Origin of the sequence: Halomonas sp. ATBC28 (genome assembly GCF_005937175.1) — a bacterium.
Classification (GTDB): domain Bacteria; phylum Pseudomonadota; class Gammaproteobacteria; order Pseudomonadales; family Halomonadaceae; genus Vreelandella; species Vreelandella titanicae.
Genome location: NZ_VCQL01000031.1, coordinates 1 through 14,248 on the forward strand (window position 1 = coordinate 1; position 14,248 = coordinate 14,248).

Below are 14,248 nucleotides of genomic sequence, written 5' to 3' on the forward strand. Positions count from 1 at the left end.
GATAATGCCGCAATGGAGAGCTTCTTTGGTACGCTGAAGTCAGAATATTTTTACCTGAACCGCTTTGACACCATTGAGCAATTACAGGCGGGCATTCGGCACTATATCCATTACTACAATCACGAGCGGATTAAGACCAAATTAAAAGGCCTGAGTCCGGTGCAGTACCGAAATCAGGCCTTGGCTGCTTAGTTTTTCACTGTCCAAGTTTATGGGGTCAGTTCACCAATGGGTTGCCCGTTTTTGTTGGTATGTCGACAGCTAAGCATCAACACCAAATATCTTTCAATGGCGTTTCAGGTCGATAATGGGTGGCTATTTGCGCCTGCAATAGCTCTGCGGTGGCCAATGCATCCACCAGGGCATGATGTCCTTGATAAGGGGGCAAGCCATAGCGCTCACGACTCGCATGCATACGGATGGAAACCGGTGGGCGACCCAGCCAGCGGCGGAACCGCGCCCATAGGGTTTGGCGGTGCATCCGCGCTTCCAGCGACATGGTATCAATCATCGGAAACAGCACTCCTTCCCCACGTCGGGCTTTGACAGCTGCATTCAAAAAGGGCCGTTCAATATTGCGAAAATGAACGACCACTAGGCGACCTGCTAGCTGGGCCAGCAGTTCGTCCAGTATCGCATCTAAGTCCGGCGCCTGGGCGATCTCTGAATGGGTAATGTGGTGGTAGGTAATTGAGGCTTCTGCTAGCGGCCGCGAAGGGTTCACTACCCAATAGCGCCGCTCAGCCAATTTGATACGATTTAACGTGAAGGGCACGAGGCCAATACTAACAATCGCATGGCGCCTCTCATCCAGCCCAGTGGTTTCCATATCCAGCGCCACCATGGGCACCTCAGAAATGGGCGTTTCAGGATCAGGCAACGGCGTACCAAAGAATTGCTGAAGGGCAGGATTTTTCGCTTGTTGCGCTCGTTGGGCCATATAGCCCTTCCAATCGGCCTGGACGATTTTTTGACGTGGGCGTATACCGCGCATCTTAGCGCCCCTGCCGTTGTGCAGGCATGGGATAGCGGAACTTGAGGAATTTTTGCGCGTTGCTAAGCACTTGGAAAGCGTCTTTCAGGGTGTGGCGTTCGCTGTCCGCCACGTTTTCGGGCTCGATATTGTTATCCGGCAGGCGATCCTCTTGTAGGTCAATCATTTGATGGCGAATCCGCGACATGCATAAAAACTCAAACGCATAACTTAGCTTGTCGCTCATGCCGGTCGCCAATAGTTGGGTCTTACTGATGTCATTCAAGCGCTGAAAGGAGTTCTGCGCTTTGGAACCGCAGGCCAAAGCGTGAATACGCACCAAATCCACCATCGGCGCAGTTCCCCGGCGCTTCAAGTTGATCGAGTTGTTGTGCTTACCATCTTGCTCCATCACAAAGGTACGGAAAAACCCCAGCGGTGGCGTACGGTTTAAGGCATTGCGCGCCATGGCGGCTAAAAACAGCGGTGATTTTGGCGCTGTCTCGGCAATCAAATCTTGCAGCGTTTCCACATAAAGGTCTTCGCCATAGCAACTATCCAGGTCAAAGAAAATCGAGCTGTGCAGCAGCCGTTCAGGCGTGGGATTGGCCATCCAATCCTGAAAATACCCCTTCCAAACGCTGAGCGGCTGACGCCACTGAACGTTGGTCGCCATAACGTCACCTTTGCAGTAGGTGTAACCGCAGGCATCTAAGCCATCGCTGACAATTTTTGCCAGGGCGTAAAAGTAGTCGTCATGCTCTTCGGGATTAAACTCGTCGGAGAGGATCAGCGCATTATCCTGGTCAGTGACGATGCTCTGCTCATTACGGGCCATTGAGCCATTCACCATAAAACAATAAGGCACCGGCGGGGGGCCAAGTTCTGCTTCAGCCATTTCCAGCAACCGTCGAGTAAAGCTGCGTCCGATCGTGGAAAGGGCGCTACCCACCATCTGCGAGTTAGCGCCCTCTTGCACCATACGCACAAACGCCGCGCTCACATCCGGCGCCAAGCGTGCCAGCCCCTGGGCGCTGGACTGATTAAAAATATTGCTGACCAGATAGAGACCACTGTGGGTCTCGTAGCGAATAATGTCGGAGAGATGCACTACGCCCACAGGGCGCTGACGATAGAGCACAGGCAGGTGATGCACGTTACTGCGCAACATCGTCAGCATCGCTTCATAAACAGAGGCGTCAGACTGGATAGTAATTAGCCGCGAGGAAATCACTTCACCGACGGAGGTTTGTGGCGATAGCCCCTCGGCCACAATGCGGGTACGAAAATCACTATCGGTTAAAATACCGCACATCTGCCAAGTTTGGCCTTCGCTATCTTTAAAACTGTAGCGAGGGTTATCGCTCCCCTCTTTTATTACCAGCAGGGCGGAGGCTTGAGCCTCGCTCATTTGCTGCGCGGCGTGCTGAACGCTGGTAGACGTTTCCACCATTACTGGATAGCGGGTTAGCAGCTTGCGTATCCGCGTCACCATCATGTCGTTGGATTTCTTTTGCTGCTCGGCAGCGCTCTCAAGCCGCGGTCGCTCCAACTCGACAAAATCCGCAAAATGGTCATCCTCCTCGCACAATCGCAGGAAGACCACCTTGGGAATAAAATAGATCAGGGTATCTTCGATCGCCTGGGCTGGGAAACGCACCTTATGGTTACGCAAGAGGCTGAAGTGACCGAAAATATCGCCTTCGCCCAGGCGGTTATACAGCTCGCCCTGACTACGATAAACCTCCACAGCGCCACTGCGGATATAGCAAAGATCATTGAGCATCTCGTTAAGCGTTAATATGCTGCTACCTGTTTTGAAGTAGCTCACTTCCACCTGCTCAGCAATGGCATCAAGGAGATCATCCGACAGCCCATCAAAAGGGGGAAACCGTCCCATATGTTGGCGTATTTCTAACAGTTCGACATCCATACGGACTCCTTGGTGTTGCCGGTCAATAGGCTGGATAATCAACGCATAATCTAAAGTGTGGCGGGAAGGCTAAGTTAGGTAAACCCCACTAAGGATAATAAAATTAACCGTAGGCCAATCGGCTCACAAAAAAAGCCCGGTGCAGTTATGCACCGGGCTTTGGTGGCCGAAACCATACTAATATTAACGTTGCTAAATAAAGGTTGCTATATTAGCCAGACCCAATTAGCAAAAACACATCAGCCACTTTTAGCAGTATGACTTATGACTGGTTAGCCATTTCCTGCACACGCTGCATCATTTCCGGATCTTGCTGAATGGATTGACCAATAGCGTTGAAAGTATCAACATCTAGGCCGCTGTCTTCGACCACTTCGATCATGCGGTCGTTAGCTTCGGTACGCACTTCCTGTTGCGCTGATTCATCTTCCGCTTCCTGCAGACGCTGGGTATATTCCTGAGAAATAACCGCAATTTCTTGAGAAGCATCGGCAAACTGCTGGAGCTGGTCGTCAGAAAAATCCTGGGCAGGAGCTTGCCGGGTTGCCATTGGATCTTGTGCAGCGCCTTGTTGCTCTTCCTGGGCGTGGGCGGTGGCCGTCATCAAACCGGTCGCGAGCAGGGCAGCGGAGAACAGAGCAGTCATACGTTGCATAGAAGAAACCTCAATATTGCGTTGTGTATGTGCCCTCTGTGACGCGCCATGCTCAAGCAGGTTCAATCTTTTATGTAAAAGTTAGTAACAAAAAGAACCAAACGTATCTAAAAGACGAATTAAACACGCCACCTCGGAAATAATATGTCTAGCATATTCAGAAAGTTACATAAAAACGACTTATCTTCAGCAGGGCTTGCTGCCATGCCCGCACTTTTTGTTCTGCTTTGGAGCACTGGCTTTATTGGTGCGAAGTTCGGCCTGCCTTACGCAGAACCTTTTACGTTTCTGTTTATTCGCTTTGTACTCACGCTACTGCTACTGACTCCGCTGGTCGTCGTGATGCGGATACCTTGGCCCTCATCACCCAGGCTATGGACACATATCGCCATATCAGGCTTTCTAGTCCATGGTGCTTACTTAGGTGGCGTCTTCTATGGCATTTACCTGGGCATGCCCGCCGGTTTAGCGGCCTTACTGGTGGGGCTGCAGCCACTTCTGACCGCCGCCTTCGCTGGCCCACTGCTGGGTGAGCAGCTCTCTTGGCGCCAATGGACAGGGCTAGCGCTGGGCCTGATAGGTATCAGTTTAGTCCTCGGCAGTAAGCTTGAGCTGGGTGAGTCGCTGTTTGACGGCTTCGGGATTAGTGCTCTGCTGTGTGTCACCGCCGCGTTAATGGGGATTTCGCTGGGTACGCTCTATCAGAAAAGATACTGCACCAGCATGCCGCTGCTTTCCGGGGCGGTTATTCAGTATTTGGCAGCAGGCGCTCTGCTAGGCGTTGGTGCCCTGCTTTTTGAGACGCGCCAAGTGGAGTGGAGCAGCACCTTTGTGCTGACCCTGGGCTGGTTGGTGTTGATTCTCTCAATTGCCGCTATTCTGTTACTCATGGCCTTGATTAAAAAGGGGGAAGCCTCGCGTGTAGCGAGTCTTTTTTATCTTGTGCCGCCAGTCACGGCGCTTCAGGCGTGGTGGCTCTTTGACGAACGCCTTCCCTTGTTAGGGCTTGTGGGTATGTTGGTGGCCATCACTGGGGTAGTGATGGTGATACGGAAACCCGGCCCTAAGGCGAGTAGGCGATGACCCGATTTTTATAATGGTCGATAATTTTATTCCAGGGCTTGGCTAAACATGTCAGCACAACACCACTGTGCCAGGGTGAACGGACACTGTAACCGTTGCAATTCTCCGGTACCTTTTGCATTCACGATGGTGTTTCAACCGATCATCAATTGGGGGGCGATAACGACAAGTGCTACCAAGCCATACTGCATAGCCTGGTGGCACTAGCAAAAACCTTGGGCACTCAGCTAATTGCTGAAGGTGTTGAAACCCGTGAGGAATCACGCGGCCTGCTGCCCTTGGGTCTTCCCATGTAGCAGGGCTATTACTTCTCCTATCCCAATCTGGAAGCACTCGCGGAAATTGACGACGCTAAATACGAATAGCGTGGCTAAAAATAGCTATATGAAAATAGCTATAGATGTTGCAAATAATCAGCCCCACCTAAGTTACGCATCTGCTGGCGAATCCACTGGCTTCGCCGCTCAACCTGGGCATCGGGGCGTGCGGCGCTGCGCGTCAGGGGGCTGGGTAAGATAGCCGCGAGAAGACTTGCCTGGCGCTCAGTTAACGAAGCTGAAGAAACTCCAAAATAGTGCTGAGCAGCGGCTTCTAGGCCAAACACACCGCGATCCCACTCGGCGACGTTGAGATAGACCTCTAAAATACGCTGCTTGCTCCAGAGTATCTCGATCAGTAGCGTAAACCACGCTTCTAGCCCCTTCCGCGTCCAGCTGCGACCTGTCCACAGAAAAACGTTTTTAGCCGTTTGTTGGCTCAAGGTACTGGCACCGCGCAGTCGTCCGCCGTCCCGGCTAGCCTGCAATGCGCGGCGCAGTTCGACCAGATCAAACCCGCCGTGATGTGGAAAGCGCTGATCCTCCGCGGCAATCACTGCCAGCTTAGCGTTCACCGAGAGCGAGTCCCAACCTCGCCACTCGCGCTGTATACGAATCGGATCGCTGTGGATCCAGCTCTGAATTTTGCGCTCGACCATCACCATCGATCCCGGTGGTGGAACGACCCGAAACAACAAGACCAGCGCGACCGACAACAGTACAAACGCTAAAACGCCGCGCCATACAATCCGCCATAGCAGACGCATAAAACGGCGCAGCAAGCGATTGAGCATCCCGTTATCCTTAACGCTTCATGAGGTGATCTGCATGATAGCGCAGATGATCCTCGATGAACGAGGCAATGAAGAAGTAACTGTGATCGTAGCCCGGCTGGCGGCGCAGCGTTAACGGATGATCATGCTCTTCGCAAACGGCTTCTAAACGCTCTGGCTGAAGCTGCTCTTCCAGGAATTGATCCGCTTCGCCCTGGTCGATAAACAGCCTCTGGCGTGATGCGCCGTTGGCCACCAGCTCACAGGCATCGTACTGACGCCAGCGGGACTGATCGTCCCCCAAGTAGGCGTTAAACGCCTGCTGCCCCCAAGGGCAGTTCATCGGGTTCACCACCGGTGAGAAGGCCGACACAGAGCGGAAACGACCTGGATGACGCAGCGCCAGGATCAATGCTCCGTGCCCACCCATCGAGTGTCCGCTAATCGATTCGCGCCCATTGACCGGGAAGTGCTGACGCACTACAGAAGGCAACTCCTCAATCACATAGTCGTACATGCGATAGTGGGGCTTCCAGGGTGACTCGGTGGCATTGACGTAAAACCCAGCCCCAGAGCCTAAATCATAGCTTTCATGCTCGCCGGGCAAGTCGGTGCCCCGTGGGCTGGTATCAGGGCAAACAATCGCCACGCCCAGCTCAGCGGCAATACGGTGAGCGCCCGCTTTCTGCATGAAATTTTCGTCATTACAGGTCAGCCCCGAGAGCCACCACAGCAGCGGTACGCGCTCGTTTTCCGCCTGGGGTGGTAAGTAAACGGCGAAGATCATGTCGCAGTCCAGCGCACGGGAATAGTGGCGGTAGCGCTTATGCCAGCCCCCGAAACTACGGTTGGCAGACACCAGTTCTAGAGTTTCACTCATGCTCATGGGCAGGTTCCTTTAAATACAGCAAACGCGGCAGGTCTACCCTACCGCGTTTTAGCGTTTCAAACGTGCTTTCTATACTACTTAATAATGCTAGGCCTAGTAATGCAGCACGGTACGAATGCTCTTGCCCGCATGCAGTAACTCAAACGCTTCATTGATCTTTTCGAACGGCATATCGTGGGTAATGAAATCGTCGATATTGATTTCGCCGTTCATATAACGATCAACGTAGCCCGGCAGCTCGCTGCGTCCTTTTACGCCACCAAAGGCGGAGCCTTTCCAGACCCGCCCGGTGACCAACTGGAATGGCCGTGTGGAGATCTCTTCACCGGCTCCAGCGACACCAATGATGATCGATTCACCCCAGCCTTTGTGGCAGCACTCCAGCGCTGAGCGCATCACATTGACGTTGCCGATACACTCAAAGGAGTAGTCAACGCCGCCATCGGTCAAATCGACAATGACCTGCTGGATTGGATCTGAATACTCTTTGGGGTTCACAAAATCAGTGGCGCCAAACTGCTTGGCCAGCTCAAATTTATCAGCGTTGACGTCGATAGCAATAATACGCCCCGCCTTGGCCATGACCGCGCCTTGGATGACGGCCAAACCGATAGCCCCGAGACCAAACACTGCCACCGTGGCGCCCGGCTCTACTTTAGCGGTATTGAGCACCGCACCGATGCCGGTGGTCACGCCGCAGCCCAGTAGGCAGATTTTATCCATGGGTGCTTCTTTAGAAACCACCGCCAGGGAGACTTCAGGCAACACGGTGTACTCGCTGAACGTGGAGGTGCCCATATAGTGATGAAGCATTTTGCCCTCGAGTGAAAAACGCGAGGTACCGTCAGGCATGACCCCTTTACCTTGGGTAGCACGCACGCTGCCACACAGGTTGGTTTTGCCCGACAAACAGAATTTACACTTTCCACACTCAGCGGTGTAAAGCGGAATAACATGGTCGCCTGGCTTAAGGCTGGTAACGCCCTCGCCGACTTCCTGTACAACGCCAGCACCTTCATGGCCCAACACGGCAGGGAAGTTACCTTCGGGATCAGCACCGGAGAGCGTGTAAGCATCGGTATGGCAAACGCTTGTCGCGGCCATTTTAACCAGCACTTCCCCCGCCTTCGGGCCTTCAACATCGATCTCAACCAGTTCAAGCGGCTTACCCGCTTCCAGTGCAACAGCTGCGCGTGATTTCATATTGACTCCTAAATGTTCATTACTTCAACAACAGACACTAAGCCGTTACTCGTCAACTGCCACTGGGCCAAATTCAATCGGCAGCCAGCGATAGCCTTCTTCATCTTTTACGATATGACCAATGCCGGGAAATGGCATGTGGGCACCGGCGACCCAGTGCTTATCTTCAACCGCGCTTTCGAGCACTTCTTCTCGAGTGCGAATGGCTTGCTCGGGGTCTGAGTCAAACTCGATAGCGACAGTGGGATCAGCAAATTGAACGCCGTAGCTGTGTACTACGTCCCCCCATACCAGCATGGCGTCATCATCGCTATTGAGCATAAAGCTTGAGTGTCCGGCGGTGTGGCCATGTGTATCTTGGGCAACAATGCCCATCAGAACTTCATCACCAGCCGTGAAGGGGTTGAAACGATCAGCTTCCTGATAAGGCGCTACCGCGTCTTGAGCCATGGTAAAGAAGGGTTGATTGGCTTCAGGCGCCGCAGCCGCACGCTCCTCATCCAGCCAAAAATCGGCATCCGCTTGGCTGGCACGCAGTTCAGCATTGGGATAAACCGCTTCGCCCTCCTCATTGGCCAAACCACACACGTGGTCAGGATGCAGATGAGTCATCAACACCGTGTCGACATCCTCCGGCGAGTAGCCAGAAGCGCGTAGGTTACTCTCCACCTGACCTAATGAGGGGCCAAAGCAAGCAGCCGAGCCGGCATCGACCAGCACAAGGTTCTCGCCAGTGTGAATAAGAAAGGCATTGACCGCAGTTTGCATGCCACTCTCTGCATCGATAAATAGCGCATCCAAGTGGCGGAGAATCTCTTCTTGCTCCATGCCTTTTAGCAAGGAGGTATCAATAGCCGTATGGCCATCGTATAGCGCGGTTACCTCATACTCCCCAACCATCATGCGAAACCAACCTGGCGCCTGCTCCTGCTGCTGGGCGGGCAGCTCTGCCTGGGCACTGACTGCCCAGCCAGCGCTCACGGCCACTGCTAGCGCACCGCGAGACCACTGAGATAAAGATATAGACATAAGCAAAAGACTCCAGTCATAGGCTAGCGATGCTAGCAGTGTAGGCCAGCTAGGCGTTCTTGATAAACCGGGATACACTCATAAAATTATTGCCACACAGCAACAATCGCTATCAACCCAGGGAGTTAGCATGCAGCACTGGAGCCGTATCGAAGCCTTTGTTGAGGTGGTGCGTTTAGGCACGTTCTCTGCTGCGGCCCGCCACCTGAAGGTATCGACCTCGCATATCAGCCGTTTGGTCAGCCAGCTCGAAAACCAGCTGGGCGTGCAGTTGCTCTATCGTACCACCCGCCAGATCCGCTTAACCGATGCGGGCACTATCTACGTGGAACACTGCCGCCATCTATTTGATGGGCTACGCGATGCCGAGCAGGCGCTTAGCGAACTTCAGGCTACCCCCAATGGGCTGCTTAAACTTACCTCGGCCACCACCTTTGGCGAGCGTTTTATCGCACCGCTGGTTAATGACTTTCAGTGTTTGCATCCGCAGCTGGACGTTCATATGCACTTCACTAACCGACCAGTAGAACTCATTGAAGAGGGCTACGATATTGCCATTCGGATGGGCGTATTAAAGGATTCAAGCCTGATCGCCAGACGCCTATGTGACCGCCGTGAGTATATCGTCGGCTCACAGAGCTACTTCCGCCAGGCGCCGCGCCCCCACACCTTGGCGGAACTTAGTCAGCACCGCTGCCTGATTGGCTCACGGCCCAACTGGCTGTTTGAAGTCAACGGCCAACGTCGTGAAGTGCGTGTCGAGGGGTGCTGGTCGGGCAATTCCGGGCCAGCGCTGCTAGACGCGGCGCGCAAGGGGCTGGGGCTTGCGCAACTACCGGACTACTACGTTGCCCCCTACTTGGCCAGCGGCGAGCTAGTGGCCGTGCTTGAGCCCTTTCAGCATCACGATACCGCCGTTTGGGCGGTTTACCCCCGCCACCGCCACCTGTCACCCAAAATCCGCCAACTGGTCGACTACCTGGTCGCTAATATAGACACCCTGCTACCCAGCAATCCGCTTGCCTAGCACTCGATAGCATTGACCGCGAGCCCGCCCTTGGAGGTCTCTTTGTATTTGTCCTGCATATCGCGGCCGGTATCACGCATGGTTCGGATCACCTTATCCAGCGATATAAAGTGTTCGCCGTCGCCATGCAGCGCCATACGCGCCGCATTAATAGCTTTGACGGAGGCAATCGCATTGCGCTCGATACAAGGCACTTGAACGAGCCCGCCTACCGGGTCACAGGTCAACCCGAGGTTATGTTCCAAGCCGATCTCAGCTGCATTTTCCACTTGCCCCGGCGTGCCGCCCAGCACTTCGGCAAGCCCAGCGGCCGCCATAGCACAAGCGGAGCCCACTTCACCCTGGCAGCCCACTTCGGCACCGGAAATGGAGGCGTTCTTTTTGCATAAAATGCCTACGGCCCCGGCGGTAAGCAGAAAATCCACCACATCAGCTTCGCTAGCGTCGGGTTCAAACTTCAAGTAGTACGCTAATACGGCGGGCACGATGCCTGCTGCGCCGTTGGTCGGCGCAGTGACCATCCGCCGCCCGGCGGCGTTCTCTTCATTTACTGCCAACGCAAACACGTTAACCCAATCCATTACGGTAAAACTCGACACGATCAGACGCTGATTTTCCGGTGGATGAAGCAACTGCTGGTGGAGCAGTTGCGCACGGCGGCGCACATTTAATCCACCGGGCAAATGGCCTGTCGCACGCAGGCCATTCTCAATGCTATCGCTCATAGCGTGCCAGATGGTCAGCAGCTCTTCACGAATGGTCGATTCGCTACGCCAGGCTTTCTCGTTTTCTAGCATAAGCTGGCTAATACGCAGTTGATGCTGCCGGCATAGTGCGAGTAGTTCGGCTGCCGTATTGAAGGGGTAAGTCAGTTCAGTAGCATCTTCACCGACCTCGCCTTGATCTGCCTTCGCTTGATCGACATAAAAACCGCCGCCGAGGGAGTAAAACGTATTGGTCGCCACTAGCGCGTCATCACAATAGGCGCTCAGCACCATGGCATTGGGATGGAACGGCAAACAGGCCTCATCCCATTCGACATCGTTATGAGCGTCAAAAGCGATCTGTTGGCCATTGGCCAACAACAGCGGCTCGCCTTCGGCAAGTTGTTTTAACCGCGACGTAATCGTGTCTGGATCGATACTTTCTGGTGCTTCGCCCATCAGCCCCATGATGACGGCTTGATCGGTACCGTGGCCCACCCCGGTGGCGGCAAGTGACCCATGAAGCCTTACCACCAGCCGGGTAACGCGGGTATCGCCAAGCGCCAAGGCAAAATCTCGCGACGCGCGCATCGGGCCCACAGTATGGGAACTCGATGGCCCGATGCCAATTCGGAAAAGATCAAACACACTAATAGCCATGTCTATTACGCCTCACAACACTGTTATTACCTGCCTATGGGACACTTTGCAGCGCCGATGACCAAACGTCGAGTGATTAACCGCAATATCGACGTGCCAACACATAACTGTGACGATATAATGAACATTCAACCCTGCATGTTTTTATATGCACATGTCATTGCAAAATTGTGTAGTAGCTACGCTGCTTACCCACAAAGGATGTTGGTATGTCTTCCCCCCCTGCCTGGCCTATCGGATTTCGAACCATCTTAGTACGTGCGGTGCTGTACGTGCTGTTTATCGGCGCGATTACCCAAGGTGCCTATTTAGAAGCGCTCTATTTACCCTCAGTTCGGTTTTCTGAGCTGGGCTTTACCGAGTTTACCCAGACCCTGGTGCTGGCCACCTGCTGTGCAATGCTGATTTACATTCGTCATGTACTTAAAGTGTGGCCCACCGTTACACTGCTACTGCTGGCATTTGTGGCCGCCTCCTTGGTACGCGAACAGGATCACTTTTTAGATAACTATGTGGCTGAGAACACCTGGAAGGTACTCGTTGCACTGATTATTCTCCCATCGCTTTTTTGGGTGGTGAAGCAGCGCCAACGCTTTCTTGCGGAGTTCACTCATTACAGCAACACCTTCGCCTTTGGTTTGTTTACGGCAGGCGTGCTGACCACTTATATATTCTCGCGCCTGTATGGGCGGCAAGAGTTCTGGCAAGCCATTCTTGAAGACAGCTATTCAGGAACCTTTAAGAGTGTTGCTGAAGAAGTCGTCGAACTACTCGGTTATAGCCTGATTCTGATCGCCACCCTGGAATTGCTACTACTGGCTCGCCGCATTTATAAAGCCCGGCAGATACCCAATTAAGCGCGGCACACATCGTCTTCAACAATAGTCCCCATAAAAAAGCCCGCCGTTCAGAGAACGGCGGGCTTTTTGGTCTTAGCGGCGACTACTTTCTATTCACCACTTACGACTTTCTATTTACCACTCACAACTTACGACATTCACTCGTCGAGGAACGAACGCAGCGGCTCAGAGCGGCTGGGGTGACGCAGCTTACGCAGCGCTTTGGCTTCAATCTGACGAATTCGCTCACGGGTTACGTCAAACTGTTTGCCCACCTCTTCCAGCGTATGGTCGGTGTTCATATCGATACCGAAACGCATGCGTAGTACCTTCGCTTCGCGGGCGGTCAAGCCGCCTAACACGTTGCGCGTTGCTTCGATAAGACCTTCACCGGTAGCCATATCAATGGGCAGCAGCATGGTACCGTCTTCGATAAAGTCACCCAGGTGTGAATCATCATCGTCACCAATCGGCGTCTCCATGGAGATCGGCTCTTTGGCGATTTTGAGCACTTTGCGTACTTTATCTTCCGGCATTTCCAAACGCTCGCCGAGTTCTTCCGGCGTTGGCTCACGGCCCATTTCCTGCAACATCTGGCGCGAGACGCGATTGAGCTTGTTGATCGTCTCAATCATATGCACCGGAATACGGATGGTGCGCGCCTGGTCGGCAATCGAGCGGGTAATTGCCTGACGAATCCACCAGGTGGCGTAAGTCGAGAACTTATAACCACGGCGGTATTCGAACTTATCGACCGCTTTCATCAAGCCGATGTTGCCTTCCTGGATGAGATCCAAGAACTGCAAACCACGGTTGGTGTACTTCTTGGCGATCGAAATCACCAAGCGCAGGTTAGCCTCAACCATCTCTTTCTTGGCACGGCGAGCTTTCGCCTCACCAATCGAGAGCTTGCGATTCACCTCTTTAAGGTCGGCAACCGAGAGCTGCACCATATCCTCTTCGAAGGCGATCTTGCGCTGAGCACGAGCAATATCGGCGCGCAACGGCTCAAGGCGGTCTGCGTACTTGCTCTGCGCTGCCTGGAATTCATCCAGCCATGTTTTGCTCGACTCATTACCAGGAAACGACTTGATAAACGTCTTACGCGGCACCTTGGCTTTTTTCACGCACAGCTGCATGACCGCTTTCTCTTGGGCACGCACCTGCTCAACACTGATACGCACTTGACCGACCAAGCGCTCGAAGTGCTTAGGCACCAGCTTGATAGGCGAGAAAAGCACCGCCAAGCGGGCTTGCTCGGCCTTTAACTCAGCACTGCCGCGGCCATGCTTGGCAAACGCCTCTTCCACCAAGGCGTTCTGCTCGCGAATCTGCTCGAAACGTGCACGCGCCTCTTCGGGATCTGGGCCGCCCTCGCTGGCCGTAGAATCCTCGTCCTCATCGTCGCCGTCGCTCTCAACGTCGTCGTCAATCTCGGCTTCAGGCTCCGGTTCGGGCACCTCTGCTTCGGCAACGCCGGGGATACCCTCATCGGGATCGATGAAACCAGAAAACAGATCCGAAAGACGCCCCGGCGCTTCTTCATCCTGGGTAGCATCATAGGCGTCCAAAATAGACGCGACGGCACCCGGCAAATAGGCCAGAGACGACATCACTTCACGGGTACCCTCTTCGATCCGTTTGGCGATTTCGATTTCGCCTTCACGGGTCAAAAGTTCAACCGTGCCCATTTCACGCATATACATGCGTACGGGGTCAGTGGTGCGGCCTACATCGCTTTCCACGGCGGCAAGGGCCGCTACGGCCTCTTCCGCAGCGGACTCGTCCGTGGATTGATCCGACATCATCAAAGTGTCTTCATCTGGCGCTTCTTCAGCGACACTTATACCCATGTCGTTGATCATGCCAATGATGTCTTCCACTTGATCCGGGTCGGCGATATCCTCAGGTAGATGGTCGTTGACCTCGGCATAGGTCAGGTAACCCTGTTCCTTGCCTCGAGCGATCAACTCCTTCAGACGCGACTGCTGCTGCGCATTTCCAGCCATAGAAACCCTATCTCGACGAAGAAGAATGAAACACCTGGAGCGCTGAATCGATTAAACTCAACAAGCCGTACAGTATAGCGTAAAAAGCAAGAAATTTTCCAGCTCGACGTATTTGCGCGGTAATTCAGGTGTGTTAGTTTGTTCGGTTAGGCCA

General features: G+C 53.7%; 14 protein-coding genes. 5 read left to right on the plus strand and 9 right to left on the minus strand.

Annotated elements, in window-relative coordinates; genetic code table 11:
- On the plus strand, positions 1-192 hold a 192-nt coding region (locus E0L35_RS23300; RefSeq protein ID WP_138800108.1), incomplete at its 5' end, for an IS3 family transposase.
- Between the two features lie 76 nt (positions 193-268).
- Here E0L35_RS23300 and E0L35_RS23305 read toward each other — a convergent pair.
- The 3 genes from E0L35_RS23305 to E0L35_RS23315 form a co-directional block, all read right to left on the minus strand.
- On the minus strand, positions 269-994 hold the full coding sequence (locus tag E0L35_RS23305; RefSeq protein ID WP_022522392.1) for a 3'-5' exonuclease: 726 nt from the start codon (positions 992-994) through the stop codon (positions 269-271).
- 1 nt (position 995) lies between these two features.
- Complete coding sequence (locus E0L35_RS23310; RefSeq protein ID WP_138801564.1) at positions 996-2,906, minus strand: DUF294 nucleotidyltransferase-like domain-containing protein; 1,911 nt, start codon at positions 2,904-2,906, stop codon at positions 996-998.
- Between the two features lie 262 nt (positions 2,907-3,168).
- A complete protein-coding gene (locus E0L35_RS23315; protein WP_138801565.1) occupies positions 3,169-3,561 on the minus strand; it encodes a DUF4168 domain-containing protein in 393 nt (130 codons plus the stop codon).
- Between the two features lie 144 nt (positions 3,562-3,705).
- Between E0L35_RS23315 and E0L35_RS23320 the strand changes: the two genes are divergently transcribed.
- Both E0L35_RS23320 and E0L35_RS23325 read left to right on the plus strand, forming a co-directional pair.
- Positions 3,706-4,644: a DMT family transporter gene (locus E0L35_RS23320; protein WP_138801566.1), complete on the plus strand. Its 939-nt coding sequence runs from the start codon at positions 3,706-3,708 to the stop codon at positions 4,642-4,644.
- 95 nt (positions 4,645-4,739) lie between these two features.
- Complete coding sequence (locus tag E0L35_RS23325) at positions 4,740-4,940, plus strand: EAL domain-containing protein (protein ID WP_027958009.1); 201 nt, start codon at positions 4,740-4,742, stop codon at positions 4,938-4,940.
- 98 nt (positions 4,941-5,038) lie between these two features.
- On the opposite strand, the gene mtgA is transcribed toward E0L35_RS23325, so the two are convergent.
- From mtgA to E0L35_RS23345, 4 genes are all read right to left on the minus strand, one after another.
- A complete protein-coding gene (gene mtgA / locus E0L35_RS23330) occupies positions 5,039-5,755 on the minus strand; it encodes a monofunctional biosynthetic peptidoglycan transglycosylase (protein ID WP_009288686.1) in 717 nt (238 codons plus the stop codon).
- A 10-nt stretch (positions 5,756-5,765) separates the two neighbouring features.
- On the minus strand, positions 5,766-6,620 hold the full coding sequence (gene fghA, locus E0L35_RS23335) for an S-formylglutathione hydrolase (protein WP_009288687.1): 855 nt from the start codon (positions 6,618-6,620) through the stop codon (positions 5,766-5,768).
- Between the two features lie 96 nt (positions 6,621-6,716).
- A complete protein-coding gene (locus E0L35_RS23340; protein WP_027958011.1) occupies positions 6,717-7,826 on the minus strand; it encodes an S-(hydroxymethyl)glutathione dehydrogenase/class III alcohol dehydrogenase in 1,110 nt (369 codons plus the stop codon).
- A gap of 45 nt (positions 7,827-7,871) precedes the next feature.
- The gene (locus E0L35_RS23345) at positions 7,872-8,855 is read right to left on the minus strand and encodes an MBL fold metallo-hydrolase (protein ID WP_027958012.1); all 984 of its coding nucleotides are present in this window, start codon (positions 8,853-8,855) and stop codon (positions 7,872-7,874) included.
- 130 nt (positions 8,856-8,985) lie between these two features.
- Here E0L35_RS23345 and E0L35_RS23350 point away from each other — a divergent pair, with 130 nt between their 5' ends.
- Entirely contained in the window at positions 8,986-9,882 is an 897-nt protein-coding gene (locus E0L35_RS23350) for a LysR family transcriptional regulator (protein WP_027958013.1), read from the plus strand.
- Here the strand turns inward: E0L35_RS23350 and E0L35_RS23355 are convergent.
- Positions 9,879-11,246 carry an L-serine ammonia-lyase gene (locus E0L35_RS23355; protein ID WP_027958014.1) on the minus strand — a complete coding sequence of 456 codons (1,368 nt, stop codon included), beginning with the start codon at positions 11,244-11,246 and terminating at the stop codon, positions 9,879-9,881. The two genes, E0L35_RS23350 and E0L35_RS23355, sit on opposite strands and share 4 nt — an antisense overlap.
- Positions 11,247-11,455: 209 nt before the next feature.
- Between E0L35_RS23355 and E0L35_RS23360 the strand changes: the two genes are divergently transcribed.
- On the plus strand, positions 11,456-12,103 hold the full coding sequence (locus E0L35_RS23360) for a hypothetical protein (RefSeq protein ID WP_027958015.1): 648 nt from the start codon (positions 11,456-11,458) through the stop codon (positions 12,101-12,103).
- Positions 12,104-12,243: 140 nt separating this feature from the next.
- Here E0L35_RS23360 and rpoD read toward each other — a convergent pair whose 3' ends face one another.
- A complete protein-coding gene (rpoD, locus tag E0L35_RS23365) occupies positions 12,244-14,094 on the minus strand; it encodes an RNA polymerase sigma factor RpoD (RefSeq protein WP_027958016.1) in 1,851 nt (616 codons plus the stop codon).
- Positions 14,095-14,248 lie beyond the last annotated feature (154 nt).

Bases quoted from the DNA above. Each gene is read 5' to 3' on its own strand.
- E0L35_RS23305 (WP_022522392.1), bottom strand. From the start codon at position 994: ATGCGCGGTATACGCCCACGTCAAAAAATCGTCCAGGCCGATTGGAAG.
- E0L35_RS23310 (WP_138801564.1), bottom strand. From the start codon at position 2,906: ATGGATGTCGAACTGTTAGAAATACGCCAACATATGGGACGGTTTCCC.
- E0L35_RS23315 (WP_138801565.1), bottom strand. From the start codon at position 3,561: ATGCAACGTATGACTGCTCTGTTCTCCGCTGCCCTGCTCGCGACCGGT.
- E0L35_RS23320 (WP_138801566.1), top strand. From the start codon at position 3,706: ATGTCTAGCATATTCAGAAAGTTACATAAAAACGACTTATCTTCAGCA.
- mtgA (WP_009288686.1), bottom strand. From the start codon at position 5,755: ATGCTCAATCGCTTGCTGCGCCGTTTTATGCGTCTGCTATGGCGGATT.
- fghA (WP_009288687.1), bottom strand. From the start codon at position 6,620: ATGAGCATGAGTGAAACTCTAGAACTGGTGTCTGCCAACCGTAGTTTC.
- E0L35_RS23340 (WP_027958011.1), bottom strand. From the start codon at position 7,826: ATGAAATCACGCGCAGCTGTTGCACTGGAAGCGGGTAAGCCGCTTGAA.
- E0L35_RS23345 (WP_027958012.1), bottom strand. From the start codon at position 8,855: ATGTCTATATCTTTATCTCAGTGGTCTCGCGGTGCGCTAGCAGTGGCC.
- E0L35_RS23350 (WP_027958013.1), top strand. From the start codon at position 8,986: ATGCAGCACTGGAGCCGTATCGAAGCCTTTGTTGAGGTGGTGCGTTTA.
- E0L35_RS23355 (WP_027958014.1), bottom strand. From the start codon at position 11,246: ATGGCTATTAGTGTGTTTGATCTTTTCCGAATTGGCATCGGGCCATCG.
- E0L35_RS23360 (WP_027958015.1), top strand. From the start codon at position 11,456: ATGTCTTCCCCCCCTGCCTGGCCTATCGGATTTCGAACCATCTTAGTA.
- rpoD (WP_027958016.1), bottom strand. From the start codon at position 14,094: ATGGCTGGAAATGCGCAGCAGCAGTCGCGTCTGAAGGAGTTGATCGCT.